At 57.2% G+C, this 17,103-nt stretch carries 15 protein-coding genes; 8 read left to right on the forward strand and 7 right to left on the reverse strand.

Features of this window, described 5'->3' with window-relative positions; translation table 11 throughout:
* Positions 1-75: 75 nt before the first annotated feature.
* On the reverse strand, positions 76-1,074 hold the full coding sequence (hemB, locus tag QQG91_RS06220; RefSeq protein ID WP_285772103.1) for a porphobilinogen synthase: 999 nt from the start codon (positions 1,072-1,074) through the stop codon (positions 76-78).
* Positions 1,075-1,194: 120 nt separating this feature from the next.
* Here hemB and QQG91_RS06225 point away from each other — a divergent pair, with 120 nt between their 5' ends.
* The gene (locus QQG91_RS06225; RefSeq protein ID WP_285772104.1) at positions 1,195-1,719 is read left to right on the forward strand and encodes a component of SufBCD complex; all 525 of its coding nucleotides are present in this window, start codon (positions 1,195-1,197) and stop codon (positions 1,717-1,719) included.
* 48 nt (positions 1,720-1,767) lie between these two features.
* Positions 1,768-5,208 carry a transcription-repair coupling factor gene (gene mfd, locus QQG91_RS06230; RefSeq protein ID WP_285772105.1) on the forward strand — a complete coding sequence of 1,147 codons (3,441 nt, stop codon included), beginning with the start codon at positions 1,768-1,770 and terminating at the stop codon, positions 5,206-5,208.
* A gap of 3 nt (positions 5,209-5,211) precedes the next feature.
* On the opposite strand, the gene QQG91_RS06235 is transcribed toward mfd, so the two are convergent.
* The 3 genes from QQG91_RS06235 to mnmA are packed head-to-tail and all read right to left on the reverse strand — an operon-like array spanning position 5,212 to position 8,167.
* Complete coding sequence (locus tag QQG91_RS06235; RefSeq protein ID WP_285772106.1) at positions 5,212-5,673, reverse strand: hypothetical protein; 462 nt, start codon at positions 5,671-5,673, stop codon at positions 5,212-5,214.
* On the reverse strand, positions 5,673-6,983 hold the full coding sequence (locus QQG91_RS06240) for an AAA family ATPase (RefSeq protein ID WP_285772107.1): 1,311 nt from the start codon (positions 6,981-6,983) through the stop codon (positions 5,673-5,675). Before QQG91_RS06240 ends, QQG91_RS06235 begins: the two co-directional genes overlap by 1 nt.
* 44 nt (positions 6,984-7,027) lie before the next feature.
* Positions 7,028-8,167, reverse strand: a complete 1,140-nt coding sequence (gene mnmA / locus QQG91_RS06245) for a tRNA 2-thiouridine(34) synthase MnmA (RefSeq protein WP_285772108.1) — start codon at positions 8,165-8,167, stop codon at positions 7,028-7,030.
* Between the two features lie 133 nt (positions 8,168-8,300).
* Here mnmA and sciP point away from each other — a divergent pair, with 133 nt between their 5' ends.
* The 5 genes from sciP to QQG91_RS06270 all read left to right on the forward strand — a co-directional run bounded on the left by sciP (position 8,301) and on the right by QQG91_RS06270 (position 13,910).
* Positions 8,301-8,579 carry a CtrA inhibitor SciP gene (sciP, locus tag QQG91_RS06250; RefSeq protein ID WP_285772109.1) on the forward strand — a complete coding sequence of 93 codons (279 nt, stop codon included), beginning with the start codon at positions 8,301-8,303 and terminating at the stop codon, positions 8,577-8,579.
* Positions 8,580-8,670: 91 nt separating this feature from the next.
* Positions 8,671-9,372, forward strand: a complete 702-nt coding sequence (gene ctrA / locus QQG91_RS06255) for a response regulator transcription factor CtrA (protein ID WP_285772110.1) — start codon at positions 8,671-8,673, stop codon at positions 9,370-9,372.
* Positions 9,373-9,454: 82 nt separating this feature from the next.
* Positions 9,455-11,593, forward strand: a complete 2,139-nt coding sequence (gene ligA, locus QQG91_RS06260) for an NAD-dependent DNA ligase LigA (RefSeq protein WP_502881589.1) — start codon at positions 9,455-9,457, stop codon at positions 11,591-11,593.
* A complete protein-coding gene (gene recG / locus QQG91_RS06265) occupies positions 11,590-13,680 on the forward strand; it encodes an ATP-dependent DNA helicase RecG (RefSeq protein ID WP_285772111.1) in 2,091 nt (696 codons plus the stop codon). The genes ligA and recG overlap by 4 nt, the downstream gene beginning before the upstream one ends.
* A gap of 101 nt (positions 13,681-13,781) precedes the next feature.
* Positions 13,782-13,910, forward strand: coding sequence for a hypothetical protein (locus tag QQG91_RS06270; protein WP_285772112.1), 129 nt, complete (start codon positions 13,782-13,784; stop codon positions 13,908-13,910).
* Positions 13,911-14,075: 165 nt separating this feature from the next.
* Here QQG91_RS06270 and QQG91_RS06275 read toward each other — a convergent pair whose 3' ends face one another.
* Positions 14,076-15,488: a methyl-accepting chemotaxis protein gene (locus QQG91_RS06275; RefSeq protein WP_285772113.1), complete on the reverse strand. Its 1,413-nt coding sequence runs from the start codon at positions 15,486-15,488 to the stop codon at positions 14,076-14,078.
* Positions 15,489-15,526: 38 nt separating this feature from the next.
* Positions 15,527-15,973 carry an iron-sulfur cluster assembly scaffold protein gene (locus QQG91_RS06280; protein WP_285772114.1) on the reverse strand — a complete coding sequence of 149 codons (447 nt, stop codon included), beginning with the start codon at positions 15,971-15,973 and terminating at the stop codon, positions 15,527-15,529.
* Between the two features lie 68 nt (positions 15,974-16,041).
* On the opposite strand from QQG91_RS06280, the gene hisI reads away from it, so the two are divergent.
* Complete coding sequence (hisI, locus tag QQG91_RS06285) at positions 16,042-16,404, forward strand: phosphoribosyl-AMP cyclohydrolase (protein ID WP_285772115.1); 363 nt, start codon at positions 16,042-16,044, stop codon at positions 16,402-16,404.
* On the opposite strand, the gene QQG91_RS06290 is transcribed toward hisI, so the two are convergent.
* Positions 16,401-17,075, reverse strand: coding sequence for a DUF2161 domain-containing phosphodiesterase (locus QQG91_RS06290; RefSeq protein ID WP_285772116.1), 675 nt, complete (start codon positions 17,073-17,075; stop codon positions 16,401-16,403). The two genes, hisI and QQG91_RS06290, sit on opposite strands and share 4 nt — an antisense overlap.
* Positions 17,076-17,103 lie beyond the last annotated feature (28 nt).

Here is a 17,103-nt window from a genome sequence, read left to right on the forward strand (position 1 = left end):
GGCCGCTCTTTATGGGTTTGAACTATAGGCGGTATTTTCGCGCCTGTCATCTCCAAGATACAGGCGCGAGAGGGATCAGCGGTATAGCGCCTTTGCCGCTTGGGGCGCGAAATAGGTGAGAATGCCGTCGCAGCCCGCACGTTTGAAGGCCAAAAGGCTTTCGAGCATGACTTTTTCACCGTCGAGCCAACCGTTTTGAACGGCGGCTTGGATCATCGCGTATTCGCCCGAAACCTGATAGGCATAGGTCGGCACGGCAAAGGTGTCTTTGACGCGGCGACAAATGTCGAGATAGGGCATTCCGGGTTTCACCATGACCATATCCGCGCCTTCCATGAGGTCGCGTTCGACCAGTCGCAGCGCCTCGTCGGAATTGGCGGGGTCCATCTGATAGGTTTTCTTGTCGCCCTTCAACGCGCCGCTTGCGCCCACCGCGTCGCGGAACGGTCCATAAAAGGCCGAGGCGTATTTCGCGGTGTAAGACAGGATCGCAACCTTTTGATGTCCTTCGCTTTCCAGCGCCGAGCGGATGGCGCCGATCCGGCCGTCCATCATATCCGAAGGGCCAAGTATATCGGCCCCTGCTTCCGCTTGGGCCAGAGCCATCTTGACCAAGGCCTCAACGGTTTCATCGTTCAGGATTTCACCGTCTTGAACATAGCCGTCATGGCCGTTGATGTTATAGGGATCGAGCGCGATGTCGGTCATGATTGCAATCTCGGGGACTGCGTCCTTGATCGCGCGAATGGCCGTATTGGTGAGATTGTTCGGATTCCATGCCTCAGCGCAATCTTCGGTGCGATGCTCCATCGAGGTATAGGGAAACAGACAGATTGCAGGGATCCCGAGGTCGTAGGCTTCTTGCGCGGCTTTGACGACGCGGTCGACGGTTTTGCGCGTGACACCGGGCATCGACGGAATAACGGTCTCGTCATCCTTGCCCGCCATAAGAAACACCGGCCAGATGAAATCATCGGGCGTGAGCGTGTTTTCACGCGTCAAAGCGCGCAGAGCGGGGGATTTGCGCAAACGGCGCAAGCGGGTCATCGGATAGGGCGCAACGGTCGGTTTCATCTCAATGCCTTTCATGTCACAGCACACGGGTGCCATGTATTTTCCCTCACGACAAGTCTGGGCTTTGTTCAAGCGAGCCGTTAGGGTCCGCTTCAACTCTAAAGACGTAGCTTAACGCATATGACGCTATTCGACACGATTTTCGAAGTAATAGACCTGCGCTCGTTTTCCAATCTTTGGTATTGGATCGGGCTTGCGGTGATTTGGTCTTCGGCGAGCTACTTTGTGCTTGGCGTGCCGAACGATATGGTGATGCGCGCGCGCCGCGAGGGCGGGCAGGCCCTTGAAGATCTCGAGATCCTTTTGATGATCAACGCGCGGCGGCTTTTGGCCATATCGCGGGGCGTCGGGCTTGTGGGCCTTGGGGTCTTTTCCTTTATCGTCACATCTCTTCTTGTGCTCGCGGCTTGGTACCGCATCGAATTTGCCCAAGCGGTTCTCTTTCTTGTGGGGCCGAGCGCCTTTGTCGCGGCGCTGCGTCTTTCGCTTGCGACGATCATCGTCGAGCAAATCCCGCGGGACGAACAGCTCTTTTCGCTGCTGCGCCGTCATCGCTTTGTTGTCCAGATCGTCGGCCTTGCGACGATCTTTGTGACCGCGATGTTCGGGATGTATCAGAACCTTTTGGTGCCCCACGGATTTTGACCCGTACGGAGCCATTGACAAAACCCGTTGTCGGGGTAGGTGAGTGCCATGCAATCCATGAACCATATCACCGTCAGCGGCGCTCCCGAAGGGTTTGACGCCCGTCTCATTCTCAACGAAGTCGCCAAGTCGGGCGGACCCGTGCTCCATATCGCGCGGGACGACAAGCGTATGGCGGCGATGCAGGCGGCGCTTGAATATTTCGATCCCTCGATGCCCGTCGTGGTGTTTCCTGCATGGGACTGCTTGCCTTATGACCGCGTCTCTCCCAATGCCGATATTTCTGCGGCGCGGATGGCGACTTTGGCGGGGCTTGCGCATGGGATGCCTGAAAAGTTCATCCTTCTGACAACGCTCAACGCGGCAACACAGAAAATCCCCGCGCGCTCGGTCCTGCGCGAGGCGGCCTTTACCGCTCATGTGGGGAGCCGCATCGATGAAGAGGGGCTGCGCCGTTTCCTCGTGCGTATGGGCTTTACCCAAAGCCCGACCGTGATGGAGCCGGGGGATTACGCGATCCGCGGCGGTATCATCGACATCTATTCACCAGGCGAAGCGGGGCCTGTTCGGCTTGATCTGTTCGGTGATACACTCGACGCCGCGCGCCGTTTTGATCCCGCCACGCAGCGCACCACAGAAAAGCTTTCGGTCGTCGAACTTGCGCCCGTTTCCGAGGTGATCCTCGACGATGCGGCCATAACGCGTTTCCGTCAGAACTACCGCATCGAATTCGGGGCCGCTGGCACCGATGATCCTCTTTACGAGGCCGTTTCTGCCGGGCGCAAACACGCAGGGATCGAACACTGGCTCGGGTTTTTCCATGACGAGCTTGAAACCTTGTTCGATTATTTGCCCAAAGCAACGATCACGCTCGATGATCAAATGGCGGCAAGCCGCGATGCCCGCTGGACGTCGATCACCGACCAATACGAAACCCGTATGTTCGCACTCAAGCAAAAGAGCCGCGTGGACAGCGTTTACAAACCCGCACCGCCCGAAACGCTCTATCTTGATGATGTGGCATGGGACGCCAAGGTCGGTGCGCGCCGCGTTCTGCAATTCACCGCTCTGCCGCAATCTCTCGGTCCGGGCGTCATCGACGCAGGCGGTCGTATCGGTCGCGATTTCGCCCCCGAACGCCAGCAAGAAAGCATTAGCCTCTTCGGCTCCCTCACGGCCCATATCAAGACCAAGCTGGACAAGGGACCCGTCGTCATCGCCTCCTATTCCGAGGGCGCGCGAGAGCGCCTCATGGGACTTCTCGAGGATGAAGGCATCGGCGAGACGATCGAGATCACCGATCATTCTCGCGTCGGAAAATCGGGTATCCATCTGACCGTCTGGCCGCTTGACCACGGGTTCGAAACCAAAGAACTCACCGTCATTTCAGAGCAGGACGTCCTTGGCGACCGTTTGATCCGCCAGACCCGCAAAAAGCGCCGCGCCGAGAATTTCCTTACCGAAACCCAGAGCCTCTCTCCGGGGGATCTCGTCGTCCACGTCGATCACGGTGTGGGTCGTTTCCTCGGGCTCGAGGTGGTTACTGCGGCCGGCGCAGCACATGAATGCATTGCACTGGAATACGCCGAAAACGCCAAGCTGTATCTGCCTGTCGAGAATATCGAACTCCTCTCGCGCTTTGGCCATGAAGAGGGGCTTCTCGACCGTCTGGGCGGCGGCGCATGGCAGGCGAAAAAGGCACGGCTCAAGGAACGCATCCGCCAGATGGCCGAACGGCTTATCCGTGTCGCGGCCGAGCGTCACCTGCGCAAAGCGCCCGTGCTCACGCCGCCTGACGGGATGTGGGACCAATTCCTTGCGCGTTTCCCCTATGCCGAGACCGATGACCAGCTTCAGGCCATCGCGGATGTGCTCGACGATCTGGACAGCGGTTCGCCGATGGATCGTCTTATTTGCGGCGACGTCGGCTTCGGCAAGACCGAGGTCGCGATCCGCGCCGCCTTTGTTGCCGCCATGTCGGGGGTTCAGGTTGCGCTTATCGCGCCGACCACGCTCCTTGCCCGCCAGCATTACAAGAGCTTTGCCGAGCGGTTCCGCGGCTTTCCGATCAATGTCGCGCCGCTCTCGCGCTTTGTGTCGGCAGGTGACGCCGCCCGCACCCGCGAGGGCATGACGAACGGGCAGGTGGATATCGTCATCGGCACCCATGCCCTCCTTGCCAAGTCGGTGAAGTTCAAGAACCTCGGCCTTCTCATCATCGACGAGGAACAGCATTTCGGCGTCCAGCACAAAGAGCGCCTCAAGCAGATGCGCTCGAACATCCACGTGCTGACGCTTACCGCAACACCGATCCCCCGCACGCTCCAGCTTTCGCTCTCGGGCGTGCGCGAACTTTCGATCATCGGCACACCGCCCATCGACCGTCTGGCGATCCGCACCTATGTGTCCGAGTTCGACACCGTCACCCTACGCGAGGCGCTTCTGCGCGAGCATTATCGCGGCGGGCAGTCCTTCTTCGTGGTGCCGCGCATCACCGACCTTGCCGAGATCGAGGATTGGGTCAAACGCGAAGTCCCCGAGGTCACTTATGTCATTGCCCACGGGCAAATGGCGGCGGGTGAGCTTGATGACCGCATGAACGCCTTTTACGACGGCAAATATGATGTGCTCATCGCGACCACGATTGTGGAATCCGGTCTCGACATTCCGACCGCCAACACGATGATCGTGCACCGTGCGGATATGTTCGGCCTTGCCCAGCTCTATCAGATCAGGGGGCGCGTCGGCCGCTCGAAAATTCGCGCCTATGCCTATCTGACCACCAAACCGCGTGCCAAACTCACTCCGCAAGCCGAGAAGCGTCTGCGCGTTCTGGGGAGCCTCGACACCCTTGGGGCAGGCTTCACCCTTGCCAGTCAGGACCTTGATATCCGCGGGGCAGGGAACCTCCTTGGCGAAGAGCAGTCGGGCCAGATGCGCGAGGTCGGTTTCGAGCTTTATCAACAGATGCTCGAGGACGAGATCGCCCGCATCAAGTCAGGCGGCGGCGAAGGCATGCTGGGCGACGACACGGGCCAATGGGCGCCGCAGATCAACCTCGGCGTGCCCGTTCTCATCCCCGAGAGCTATGTCCCCGATCTCGACGTGCGCCTCGGGCTTTATCGCCGCCTCTCGGATCTGTCGACCAAGGTGGAACTCGAAGGCTTTGCCGCCGAGCTGATCGACCGCTTCGGTAAACTCCCCAAAGAGGTCAACACGCTCCTCCTCATCGTGCGGATCAAGGCCATGTGCAAAAAGGCAGGGATCAGCCACCTCGACGGCGGCCCCAAAGGCGCGACGATCCGCTTCCACAACGACAAATTCGCATCCCCTGCGGGTCTTGTGGAGTTCATCAACGACCAGAAGGGCCTCGCCAAAGTCAAAGACAACAAGATCGTCATCCGCCGCGACTGGGTGAAGGACGCCGACAAGATCAAGGGCGCGTTTGCGATTGCGCGGGACTTGGCGGAGAAGGTGGCGGGTAAGTGAATATTAGACTTTTGACATCTTATATGTTTCTTCACTAGCGATAATTTTAATATTGGGGCAGTGTTTGTGTCCAATGTTGTTTCTAATTATGTCACGACATTTTGCCATTCTGTCGTCTCGTGAGATTACATATAAGCAATTGCTCTCACGAGCCAATGCGAAAATATGTAGATCATCGCAGGCTGCATCAATTTTTCCAAATTTTCTTAGAATGCGTTCTCTTATCTCAGTTTCAGAGCTGTCAACTCTTTCTTTTTCTATTTTTATTACTCTTCCTATATCGCTTAGGTAATTCACTAACTCAGCGAGTGATCTTTTTGTTGCGATTTCGTTCAAGCACTTAGAGCCACCAATTACTATTTTGACAGTGAATTTAGACGATTTCAGGTCATCAAAAAAATATTTCGGATAGTTGGCTTGGTCTGGTTTTATGTCAACGCACGTGTCAAGAATATACCTTTTCATCAAAGGTACTCCAGTTTATCGAGGGTTTCTTTTAAAAAGAAATCCCTGAACTCTGTTGGTGCTTCGCTAAATTTTCCATCGCCACCAATATTAATCTCAAACGCCACATTTCTACTCTCTTCTTTGTGGAAGAACAAAACTTGAGCTGAAACCTTTTGATCTGATTTGGCATTGGATATTCTAAATCTATCGATTAGAAAATCACTATGTGTCTCAACGATAAATATATTTCGTTTTGCTGAGGCTTTGTGAAATAAGTCTCCGAGCGCGGCTTGCGCGCGGGGGTGCAAATGAAGCTCAGGTTGTTGAACTAGGAAAGCGCTTCCTCTGTCGTAGACAAGAATATCTGCGATAATCGGGAGCACCTGTCCAACACCAAAGCCGAGTTCATCAATATAGAAGTATTTATTTCCTTTTCTTGCTTGGATAACGAACGGGTTTCCCTTAATTTTTGTTTTGATTGTGCTTACTTCAATTGCATCAAAAAGCCCACTGCTTTGTCCAAAGCTATTGATGGAATTCGAAAGTGCTGGATTGTCAGCCAGCAAGTCCTTGAGCATATATGGAGTATGCTTGCCATCTTTGGTGAATCTATTTTTTACTCCGTGGTGCATCCTGTTTGGTATTGCTCTCATTGGACCATGAGCAAGTACACCTTCAAGTGGAGGGTATTCTCTCCATGTTGGATTTTCTTCAAATTGATTGATCGAATATACCCAATCCCAGCCATCGTTTAGTGGGGGTGAATCGATATCTCTGTATTTTTGAAACCTTTTAGGCTTCTCGAAGTGGTGTTTTTGCAGGTGGCTACGAACTTCGTCAGTGTTTTCAAATTCAAGAGGATCAAAATGACTTGAGCGATAACCTATCGAATTCTTGCCTTTTCTTTTTGTCCTTGTTAGTTGACTTATAGCATTTTCATTTAGAAGTGTAATCTTTTGTATTTTTAGGTTTTCGCCAATTACTTTATAGGTAATCAGTCTGCCATTCAATTTGCCGTTCTCTTGATTTTTCCTTCTCGTGATAAAACCAACAGTGAACTCTTTTGAGCCGCTCAACCTCGAAACTACGTCAAATACAGTTTCTATACCGTCCACTGAACCAAGTACATCAAAGTAATGAAGGTGGTGTCTTGAATCTAGTAGTTCGATCAATTGAGTGAAGCTAGATTTTCCAGTGCTGTTTTCTCCTACAAGAAAGTTGCAATTCAGAATGCGGTGCCACCCATGCGGTGTTCCCTTAAAATTTTCTGAAAATACACTGTAGTATTCGAGCGAATCTATAAGCAAAGCATTTTTCCCCGTTTTCAACGAGGATTGCTTTTTTCATCTGGTTTAGCAACTCAAGATTGTTGTCACCACCCCCGCCAAATCCAGCCGCCGCCTAGAATGCGGCTGCTGTCGGTCTCGTAGAAGACACAGGCCTGACCGGGGGAGACGCCTTCTTCGGCGGTCATAAGTTCGACCTCGGCTGTCGTGGCCGAGAGGGGGCGGATGATGGCCTCGGCGGGCGGGCGGGTCGAGCGGACTTTGACCGAGACATGCCACTCCTTGCGGCTCTCGAAGGGTTCATCCCCAAGCCAGTTGATCTCGCGCACGGGGACCGTCCGCGTGGCAAGGAGGTCCTTGGGGCCGACCACCACCTGTTTCTTGTCCACATCGAGCCGCACCACATAGAGCGGGTCGGCAAGGCCCCCGATCCCCAGACCGCGGCGCTGGCCGATGGTGTAATGGATCACGCCGCGATGGGTGCCGAGCACGTTGCCTTCGGTGTCCACGATCTCGCCTTCCTCGGCGGCACCGGGGCGGAGTTTCTCGATCACCGAGGCATAGTTGCCGTTGGGCACAAAGCAGATGTCCTGACTGTCGGGCTTGTCCGCCACGGCCAGCCCGTATTTCGCCGCAAGCGCACGAGTCGCGTCCTTGGACGGCAGGTGGCCCAGCGGGAAGCGCAGGTAATCAAGCTGCTCGGGCGTGGTGGAAAAGAGGAAATAGGACTGGTCACGGTTCGCATCCGTCGCGCAATGCAGCTCGGGGCCCTTGGCGCCCATCTTGCGCTGGATGTAATGGCCCGTCGCCATACAGTCCGCGTCAAGGTCCTTGGCGGTCTGGAGAAGGTCCTTGAACTTGACCCGCTCGTTGCAGCGGATGCAGGGCACAGGCGTCGCCCCCGCAAGGTAACTCTCGGCGAATTCGTCGATCACCGCGTCTTTGAAGATGTTCTCGTAGTCGAGGACATAATGCGGAAAGCCCATCTCTTCGGCGACGCGGCGCGCATCATGGATATCGCGGCCCGCACAGCAGGCGCCCTTTTTCGCAAGCGCCGCCCCGTGGTCGTAAAGCTGGAGCGTGACACCCACCACGTCGTAGCCCTCTTCGGCAAGCTGCGCGGCCACGACAGAGCTGTCGACCCCGCCGGACATCGCGACGACGACGCGGGTTTCGCTGGGCGGCTTGGCAAAGCCGAGGGAATTGAGGGGCGTCTCGAGGGGCATGGGCCTCTCCTTGTTCATAGGGCCGAGGTGCGTCGGAATATATGAAAATGCGAGATACTCTCAAGGGGCGGTTTCAGGTCTCGTTAAATTCCGCGCCGTAATTTTCACGATACGGATCACAAAGGGGTGAGACATGTATCTGAAAAAGGTGAACGGGCCGCGTATCGTCACGCTGGCCGATGGAACAACCATGACCCGCGCCGATCTTCCCAAAGCGGGGGTGCGGCGCTGGGTGGCCTCGCGCAAGGCGGCCGTGGTGCGGGCGGTCGGGGCCCGACTGATCGAAAGAGAAGAAGCGCTGGCGCTCTATGGGCTGAGCGAGGAGGAATTCGCTGAATGGGAAAATGCCGTCAACACCCATGGCGAGGCGGCGCTTCGGGCAACGGCGCTACAACGCTATAGACAACCCTAGATTGCGTATGCGATCGTTTCTCCACGGTAACGGGTGATTAACCATTTGATGAGTAGACTGGTTGCGAAATGGAGATCCAACGGAGAAGCCGATGCGCGTGTTGCTTGTCGAAGACGACCCCACTACCTCGAAGAGCATTGAACTCATGCTCACCCACGCCAACGTCAATGTCTATTCGACGGACCTTGGCGAAGAGGGGATCGATCTTGCCAAACTCTATGATTACGATCTGATCCTGCTTGATCTCAACCTTCCCGATATGAACGGGCACGAGGTCTTGCGCCAATTGCGTATGGCGCGGATCGAGACGCCGATCCTGATCCTCAGCGGGGACGACAACACGGAAAGCAAGCTCAAGGGGTTCGGCTTCGGAGCGGATGACTATATGACCAAGCCCTTCCACCGCGAAGAGCTTGTCGCGAGGATCCATGCGATCATCCGCCGGTCCAAAGGGCATTCGCAATCGGTGATCAAAACGGGCCGCGTGAATGTGAACCTCGACGCCAAGACGGTTGATGTCGAGGGGAATACCGTTCACCTGACGGGCAAGGAATACCAGATGCTCGAACTGTTGTCGCTTCGCAAGGGGACAACGTTGACCAAAGAGATGTTCCTCAACCATCTCTACGGCGGAATGGATGAACCCGAGCTCAAGATCATCGACGTTTTCATCTGCAAACTTCGCAAAAAGCTTACCGAAGCCACGGGTGGCGAAAACCATATCGAAACGGTTTGGGGGCGGGGTTATGTGCTGCGCGATCCCGAACCTGCGCGGCTGGCACAAACGGCTTGAGCCGCGCCCTCTGGACGTGGCGGGAGGCTCCCCCTAGAACTAGGATGTGCCGCGCAGGCGGCGATAGAGCTAGGGGAAGACTGTGCAAGACGCCATTGTTGAGAGCAAAGCCGTTGTCGATCTCACTCGGGACGAGGCGCGGGCCGAACTTGATCGCCTTGCGCGTCTCTTGGGAGAGGCCAACCTTGCCTATCACACGGATGATGCGCCGGTTTTGTCTGATGCCGATTACGACGCCGCCAAGCGCCGTAACGCCGAAATAGAAAGCCGTTTTCCCGATCTCAAACGTGCCGATAGCCCGTCGGATCAGGTCGGCGCTGCGCCCTCTGAGGGTTTCGGCAAAGTGCGTCACGTTGTGCGCATGCTCTCGCTCGGCAACCTGTTCGAGGATGACGAAGTCGCCGAATTCGATGCCCGTGTTCGCAAGTTCCTGAACTTGGGCGCCCAAGACCCTCTGGCCTATACGTCGGAGCCCAAAATCGACGGGCTCTCGCTTTCGCTCCGCTATGAAGGCGGCAAGCTGGTTCAGGCCGCAACGCGCGGTGATGGCGAGGTTGGTGAAAATGTGACCGCCAACGCTCTGACGATCAAGGATATTCCGCAAACGCTCCAAGGTGCGCCCGATGTTCTCGAGGTGCGGGGCGAAGTCTATATGTCCCATGCGGATTTCGCCGCGCTCAATGAACGGCATGCGCAAACGGGGGGCAAAACCTTTGCCAACCCGCGGAATGCTGCGGCGGGGTCTCTTCGCCAGCTTGATCCCAAGATCACCGAAGCGCGCCCGCTGCGGTTCTTTGCCTATGCATGGGGGGATCTGAGCGCACCTCTGGCCGAGACGCAATTCGGCGCGATCGAGCGGCTCAAGGCGCTGGGTTTTCAGACAAATCCGCTCACCAAACTCTGCGAAACTCCCCAAGAGATGCTGGCCCATTACAAGAGCATCGAAGCGCAGCGCGCGACCCTTGGCTATGACATCGACGGTGTCGTTTACAAAGTGAACGCGCTGAGCCTCCAGCAGCGGCTCGGTTTCCGCTCGACCACGCCCCGTTGGGCGACCGCGCATAAGTTTCCCGCCGAGCTTGCTTGGACGACCCTCGAGGCCATTGACATTCAGGTCGGCCGAACGGGCGCACTCAGCCCTGTGGCGCGGCTCAAGCCCGTCACGGTCGGCGGCGTTGTCGTCTCGAACGCCACGCTCCACAACGAGGATTACATCGAAGGGCGCGACAGCAAAGGCGAGCCGATCCGCGAAGGCCGCGACATCCGTGTCGGTGACTGGGTGCAGGTTTACCGTGCGGGCGACGTCATCCCGAAAATTGCCGATGTCGATCTTGGTAAACGCGCGCCAAACGCGGAGCCTTATGTTTTTCCGAAGACTTGCCCCGAATGTGGATCGGATGCCGTCCGAGAAGAGGGCGACGCTGTGCGCCGCTGCACGGGCGGCATGATTTGTCCCGCGCAAGCCATTGAAAAGTTGAAACACTTTGTCTCTCGGGGCGCGTTCGACATTGAAGGGCTTGGTGCCAAGCAGATCGAGATGTTCTTTCACGACGAAGTTTTGCCGATCAAGGAACCTGCGGATATTTTCACGCTGGCCGAGCGGGATGCCGGCAATCTTGCCAAGCTCAAAAACCGCGACGGGTTTGGTGAAAAGAGCGCGAAGAAACTCTTTGAGGCGATTGATAGCAAAAGGAAAATACCGCTTGCGCGGTTACTCTTTGCCCTTGGCATCCGTCATCTTGGCGAAAACGGCGGGGCGCTTTTGGCCAATCATTACCTCAGCTGGGCCGCATTCGAGAGTGCCATGACCTCGGCCGAGGTGGGGTCGGGTCCCGCTTGGGAGGAGTTGGTGAGCATCGACGGCGTAGGATCGGTCCTTGCCGCCTCGGTCGTCACCACCTTTCACCAAGCGGCAGAGCGCGCGTCGATTGATCGGCTTGTGGCGCAGCTCGACGTAGAGGACGTCGAACTTCGGGATACGAGCGGAAGCCCTGTTGCCGGTAAAACCCTTGTCTTTACGGGCACCCTCGAAAAAATGACACGCGCCGAGGCGAAATCTCGCGCCGAAGCGCTGGGGGCCAAAGTTGCAGGCTCGGTCAGTGCCAAGACCGATCTTCTGATTGCGGGACCCGGCGCGGGCTCCAAAGCGAAAAAGGCCGAAGAGCTCGGGATCGAAACGATTGACGAAGATGCGTGGATCGCGCTCATCGCGGGCCTATGAGCGGACGTCCCGAAATCCTTTTTCCGCTGTTCGGCAAGCTGACTGCTCTCGATGGGGTCGGGCCCAAGATCGCTGCCTTGATGGAGCATCTGGATATCGAAAAGCCGCGCGATGTGCTCTTTACGCTGCCGCACAGCGGGGTGGATCGACGCCCGATCGCGTCTGTGCGCGAGGCGCTGCTTCCTGCGACGGTCACGGTGGAAATTACCGTTCAGTCGCACCATAAACCCGCAAACAAGTCGCGCCCCTATCGGATCACGGCAAGCGATGCAGGCGGCACATTGCAGCTCGTTTTCTTTCACGCACGGGGCGATTATCTTGAAAAACAGTTGCCCGTCGGGGCACGGCGCGTCGTTTCGGGTAAGGTCGAGCTTTTTGACGGGGTTGCGCAGATGGTGCACCCCGATTTCATCCTGAAGCCCGACGAGGCGCTCGATATCCCAGCCTATGAGCCTGTTTACCCTTTGACGGCGGGCGTGACGCAAAAGGTGATGTATCGCGCGTCACGCTCGGCGCTTGCACTTGCACCCGAGCTTGACGAATGGGCCGATCCGGCTTTGATCGCAAGCGAGGGCTGGCCCACGTGGTCCGAGGCGATGACCGCGGCGCATGCGCCGCAAAGCGGGGCGGATCTATCGGGCCAGAGCAAGGCACGCCAGCGCCTTGCCTATGACGAGTTCTTTGCCCATCAGGTCACGCTCGCCCTTGCACGCCAGTCGGTGCGGCGGGCCAAGGGGATCGAAAACCGCGGCGATGGGCGGCTGCGGGCCAAGGTGCTTGCAAGTTTGCCCTATGCCCCAACCGACGCTCAGAGCCGTTCCATCGATGAAATCGCTGCGGATATGGCGTTGCCGCAGCGGATGAACCGACTTTTGCAGGGGGATGTCGGCTCGGGTAAAACGCTTGTGGCCCTTATGGCGCTCTTGGTGGCGGTCGAGGCGGGCGGGCAAGGCGTGATGATGGCCCCGACCGAGATCCTCGCCCGCCAGCATCTTGATGGATTGCAACCCTTGGCCGAGGCGGCGGGGGTCGTTCTCGAGATTTTGACGGGACGCGACAAGGGGAAAGAGCGCGAGGCCAAGTTAAAAGCGCTTCGCGAGGGGAACATCCATATTCTGGTCGGCACCCATGCAGTGTTCCAAAAGGATGTGGAGTTCCATGATCTTCGGCTTGCCGTGATCGATGAACAGCATCGCTTCGGTGTTGCCCAGCGTATGGAGCTTGGGTCCAAAGGCCATGCGGTCGATGTTCTGGTGATGACCGCAACCCCGATCCCGCGCTCTTTGGCGCTTGCGCAATACGGGGATATGGATGTTTCGGTTCTTGACCAGAAGCCGCCCGGACGAACGCCGGTGCAAACGGCTCTGGTCAGCACCGGGCGGCTGGACGAGGTGGTCGCGAAACTTCGATCGGCGATGGCTTCGGGGCGGCAGGCCTATTGGGTTTGCCCACTCGTCGAGGAGAGCGAGGTTTCGGACCTCGTATCCGCAGAACAGCGTTTCGCGCTTCTTCGTGCCGCTTTGGGCGAGGGCAATGTCGGGCTGGTGCACGGGCAAATGCCGCCGGCCGACAAGGATGCCGCGATGGCGCGCTTTGTGGCGGGCGAGACCAAGGTTCTTGTCGCGACGACCGTAATCGAGGTCGGGGTCAATGTGCCCAATGCCTCAATCATGGTGATCGAACGGGCCGAGCATTTCGGTCTTGCGCAACTTCACCAGCTGCGCGGCCGCGTCGGGCGGGGATCGGCGGCCTCGACCTGTCTATTGATGTATCAACCGCCCCTGACCCAGAGCGGTCAGCGGCGTCTTGAAATTCTGCGCGAAACGGAAGACGGCTTTCGCATTTCGGAGGAGGATCTTGCCATGCGCGGGGCAGGCGATGTGATCGGCACTGCCCAGTCGGGTGTGCCGCGGTTCCGCATCGCCGATTTGGAATCGCAGGTGCGACTCATGCAGGTGGCCCAATCCGATGCCAGAAAGCTTCTTCTGGATGACCCGAGCCTTCGATCCAAGCGCGGAGAAGCGGTTCGTGTTCTCCTTTGGCTGATGGAGCAGGACAAAGCGATCCGTTTAATATCAGTGGGTTAGGCGCTCACGACCCTTTTTGTTCACTTTTGTTCTCAAAAAGTTCTTTACAGGACGTTAATCATGTGAGAACAAAGTAGCAACAGGAACAAAGGAGCAGTCCAATGGCCCAAGACATTAAAACCGTATTGACCCGTTCGCGTGAGACCCTTGTTGCAGATGCCCTTGGCGTCGCTGCTTTGGCGATCATTCTCTATGGCTCGCTCTGCCTTCCTAGCCTCTTTTCTGCCTGACGTTTCGTGCCGGACACAGAGCGCGCTTTAGTCCCGTAAACCGCGCTGACGACCTGCCTGTCCCGTCCACGGGGTCTTTGACCCCAAAGTGTCCGGTTCCCACACGAATACGTTTCCTGCCCGCCGCCATCCCGTCCCGGATGTGCGGCGGTTTTCTTTTGCGGCTTAGATGATGTAGGCGAGGCGCAATCCGCCCCAGAGCTTGCCTTTGACGATGATCGGAGCGGAAAGGTCCTTCATCAATGCGAAATTGCCGCCGCCCATGTCGCGGCGATAGACCTGCATCAGGAACTGGTCGCGGTTCTGGCCCGCTTTCAAACCGACACGATCATTGAACATACGGCGGTTGCGCGCATTTGCTGCGTTCCAGACCGGATCAGGGCTCTGCGGACGGGCGAATTTGTGGTTGTGGGTCGGAAGATAGCCGTTCTGGTCCACGGCGGCACAAAAGACGATCCTAGAATCGAGATTGAGTGCGGGTTCCTGGAACTTGGGCAAAAGCCGATCCGTAAAGTTGGTGAAGCGGGTCATATATTGTTCGGGATTGCTGCCTTGGATCGGCACATAGTTGCGATCAAAGAGATCCGACATCGCAATTTCGCCGCGCTCGACCGCTTGGGTAAAGGCGCTGCTGATCTCTTTGGCTGCATTTGTCACATAAGAGATGAACTTCTGATCTTCGGTGACACCGCCGCTTGCAATGCCGAGCTTGACCACGCGCTCGCTGTCATCCACGAGATTGTGGATGCGCTCGCGTGATCGCTCCACGCCATCGGATGTTTCCTGAGAGGCATCCTCGAGCGCTTCGATCACGGGCATAAAGGTGCTGACGGCGATGGAAATACTCTCGGCGCGGTGCTGCATGTCTTCGCCCTTGGCAACGGTTCCATGCATTTGCTGCGCGATCCCGTCCATAAGGGTGTTGGTGCCGCCGAAGCTCTGGATGACGACTTTCGCATCGCTCGCAACGCCGCGCGCTTCGGCGCCAAAGGCACGGAGGTCTTCGGCGAGTGAGGCGATACCGTCGGTCACGTCGGCCGCTGCGCGCGTCGTCGAGCGTGACAGCTCGGTGATGGCTTCGGCAACCACTGCAAAGCCGCGCCCGGATTGACCCGCACGCACAGCCTCGATCTTGGCATTGATGGCGAGAATATTGACCTGACGGGCGATCCCGGAAATTTCGGAGTTGAGCTTTTCGACACCGTGCAGTGCCGTTTCGATGTTTTGCATCCGTTCGCTGATCGAGGCGACCCAACGCGCGATATCCTCGTTCTTCTGGTTGGAGGCGCGGATCGTTTGCAGCGTCTCGTTGAGCTTCGACAGAGTTTCACGGCTGGAGGTCGTCGATTCCGCGATTGCCTCCTGAACCGAAGCATTCGCTGTCTGGATCAATTCGGCTTGGGTCCGAAGCTCGGCCATTTGGACGAGCTGATTACGGGCCTTGACCCCTGTCTCATCCAGAAAGCCGGCAAGATCGACCACGTCGAAAGCCATTCTCGAACCGACGTTGGTGATTTCGTCGAGATTGCTGCTTCCCTGCCGATCGGAGGCTTTGCTGATTAGTCCTTGCAACGTCATCCAATTCTCCCTTTGGGCTCGCGCCCCGAGAAGTGGGGTCAGGTCGCGAGCTTTGCCTGTGTTATCGCCTCGGCTGTTGCATCAAGCGCCAGCATGATCGAGGCGTGTCGGTTCTTGTAGTCCCGCGCCGGAATGAGGTTTTCCAACGCGTCGAATGGGGCATCCGGCACTGGCCCTTCGTCTTTGAGCATGGCGCGGAGTTGAGCGCGTGCGCGCTCGATTTCTTCTTGCGTCCGGCCGATCACAACGGCCCCGAGGATGGCCGCCGATGCCTGACCGAGCGCACATGCTTTAACGTCCTGTCCGAAGTCTTTGATTACCCCATCGGCGAAATTAATATCCACGGTCACGGTCGAGCCGCACAAAGGCGAGCGTTTCTTGACCGTTGCATCGGGATTTTCCAGCCGTTTGGTATGCGGAATATCGGCCGTCAGCGCCAGAATGCGCGACGAATACAGTTTGATCAGATCGGAATTCTCGGACACGGAGTTTACCTTTCGCACTTGCATGTCATAGATAGGGCGCAACAGACGAGGGCAAAAGGGTTTTTACGATGGGCTTCGATCCTTTGACGCTAAAGTATGATGAAAAAGGGCTGATCCCCGCGATCGCACAGGATGCAAGCTCGGGCGAAGTGCTCATGATGGCTTGGATGAATGCTGAAGCGGTGCAGAAAACCCTTGAGACAGGCAAAGTGACCTATTGGTCGCGCTCGCGCCAATCGTTCTGGATCAAAGGCGAGACATCGGGCCATGTCCAAGAGCTTGTCTCGTTCCGCGTCGATTGTGATCGGGACTGCATTCTGGTCGAGGTCAACCAGACGGGGCCTGCCTGTCACACCAATCGGCGCAGCTGTTTTTACACCGAAATCCAGAACGGAGCCGAGGTGATCACCTCCGAGCCGATGGCGGACTAAAGCCCGAGCGCTTTTATGTCTTCGGCAAACTCGTCCAAAGCCTCACGGCCTTTGGGCGTGATGCCGTATATGCCTCTTTCGATGTTTTCGAACCAGCCATAGTGGTCTGCGCGCAGAATATCACCCGCCCGCTCGACCCCGAGCGCGTTTTTGATTGCTGCGGGGGCAGAGGGGCCGACCGAGAGCCGCACAAGGCACCGCAAAGCATCCTGACGATAGGAGGTCATCTGTTTTGCGCGCGTGGTGCCGCCCGTATTGGGATCCCCTACGCGCCGTTCGAACTCCCTTAAAAGCCGTGTCTGACGCCTGCGGTTCTTGCGGGGTGCATGATCCTCTGGATCGACATGCGCCTGCACCGTGCCTTTTGCGACATCGACCGCCAAAAGCCCCAGACCGAGCCTTTTGCAAAGCCGCACGATATCCTTGTATCGCAGCTTCCAGCCGCGGTCTTTCGAAACGGGAACCGCCATATAGACTGCATCGCTGACGGTTTGGCGCTCGATCGCCTGAAAGATCAAGCCGAGCGAGAAGGTGAGCTTGAGTTCGACGATGACGGGCGGCTCGTCCCCGCGCATGGCGACAACGTCACATGCGCCGATCTCGGACTTCACCTCATAGCCTTGGGCTTCGAGATAGGCTTTGACGGGGGGATATAGATCTGCTTCGCGCAAACTCGGGCTCCTCGGGCTTGCCGCAGTC

It is taken from the genome of Marivivens sp. LCG002 (assembly GCF_030264275.1).
In the GTDB taxonomy this organism is placed as follows: domain Bacteria; phylum Pseudomonadota; class Alphaproteobacteria; order Rhodobacterales; family Rhodobacteraceae; genus Marivivens.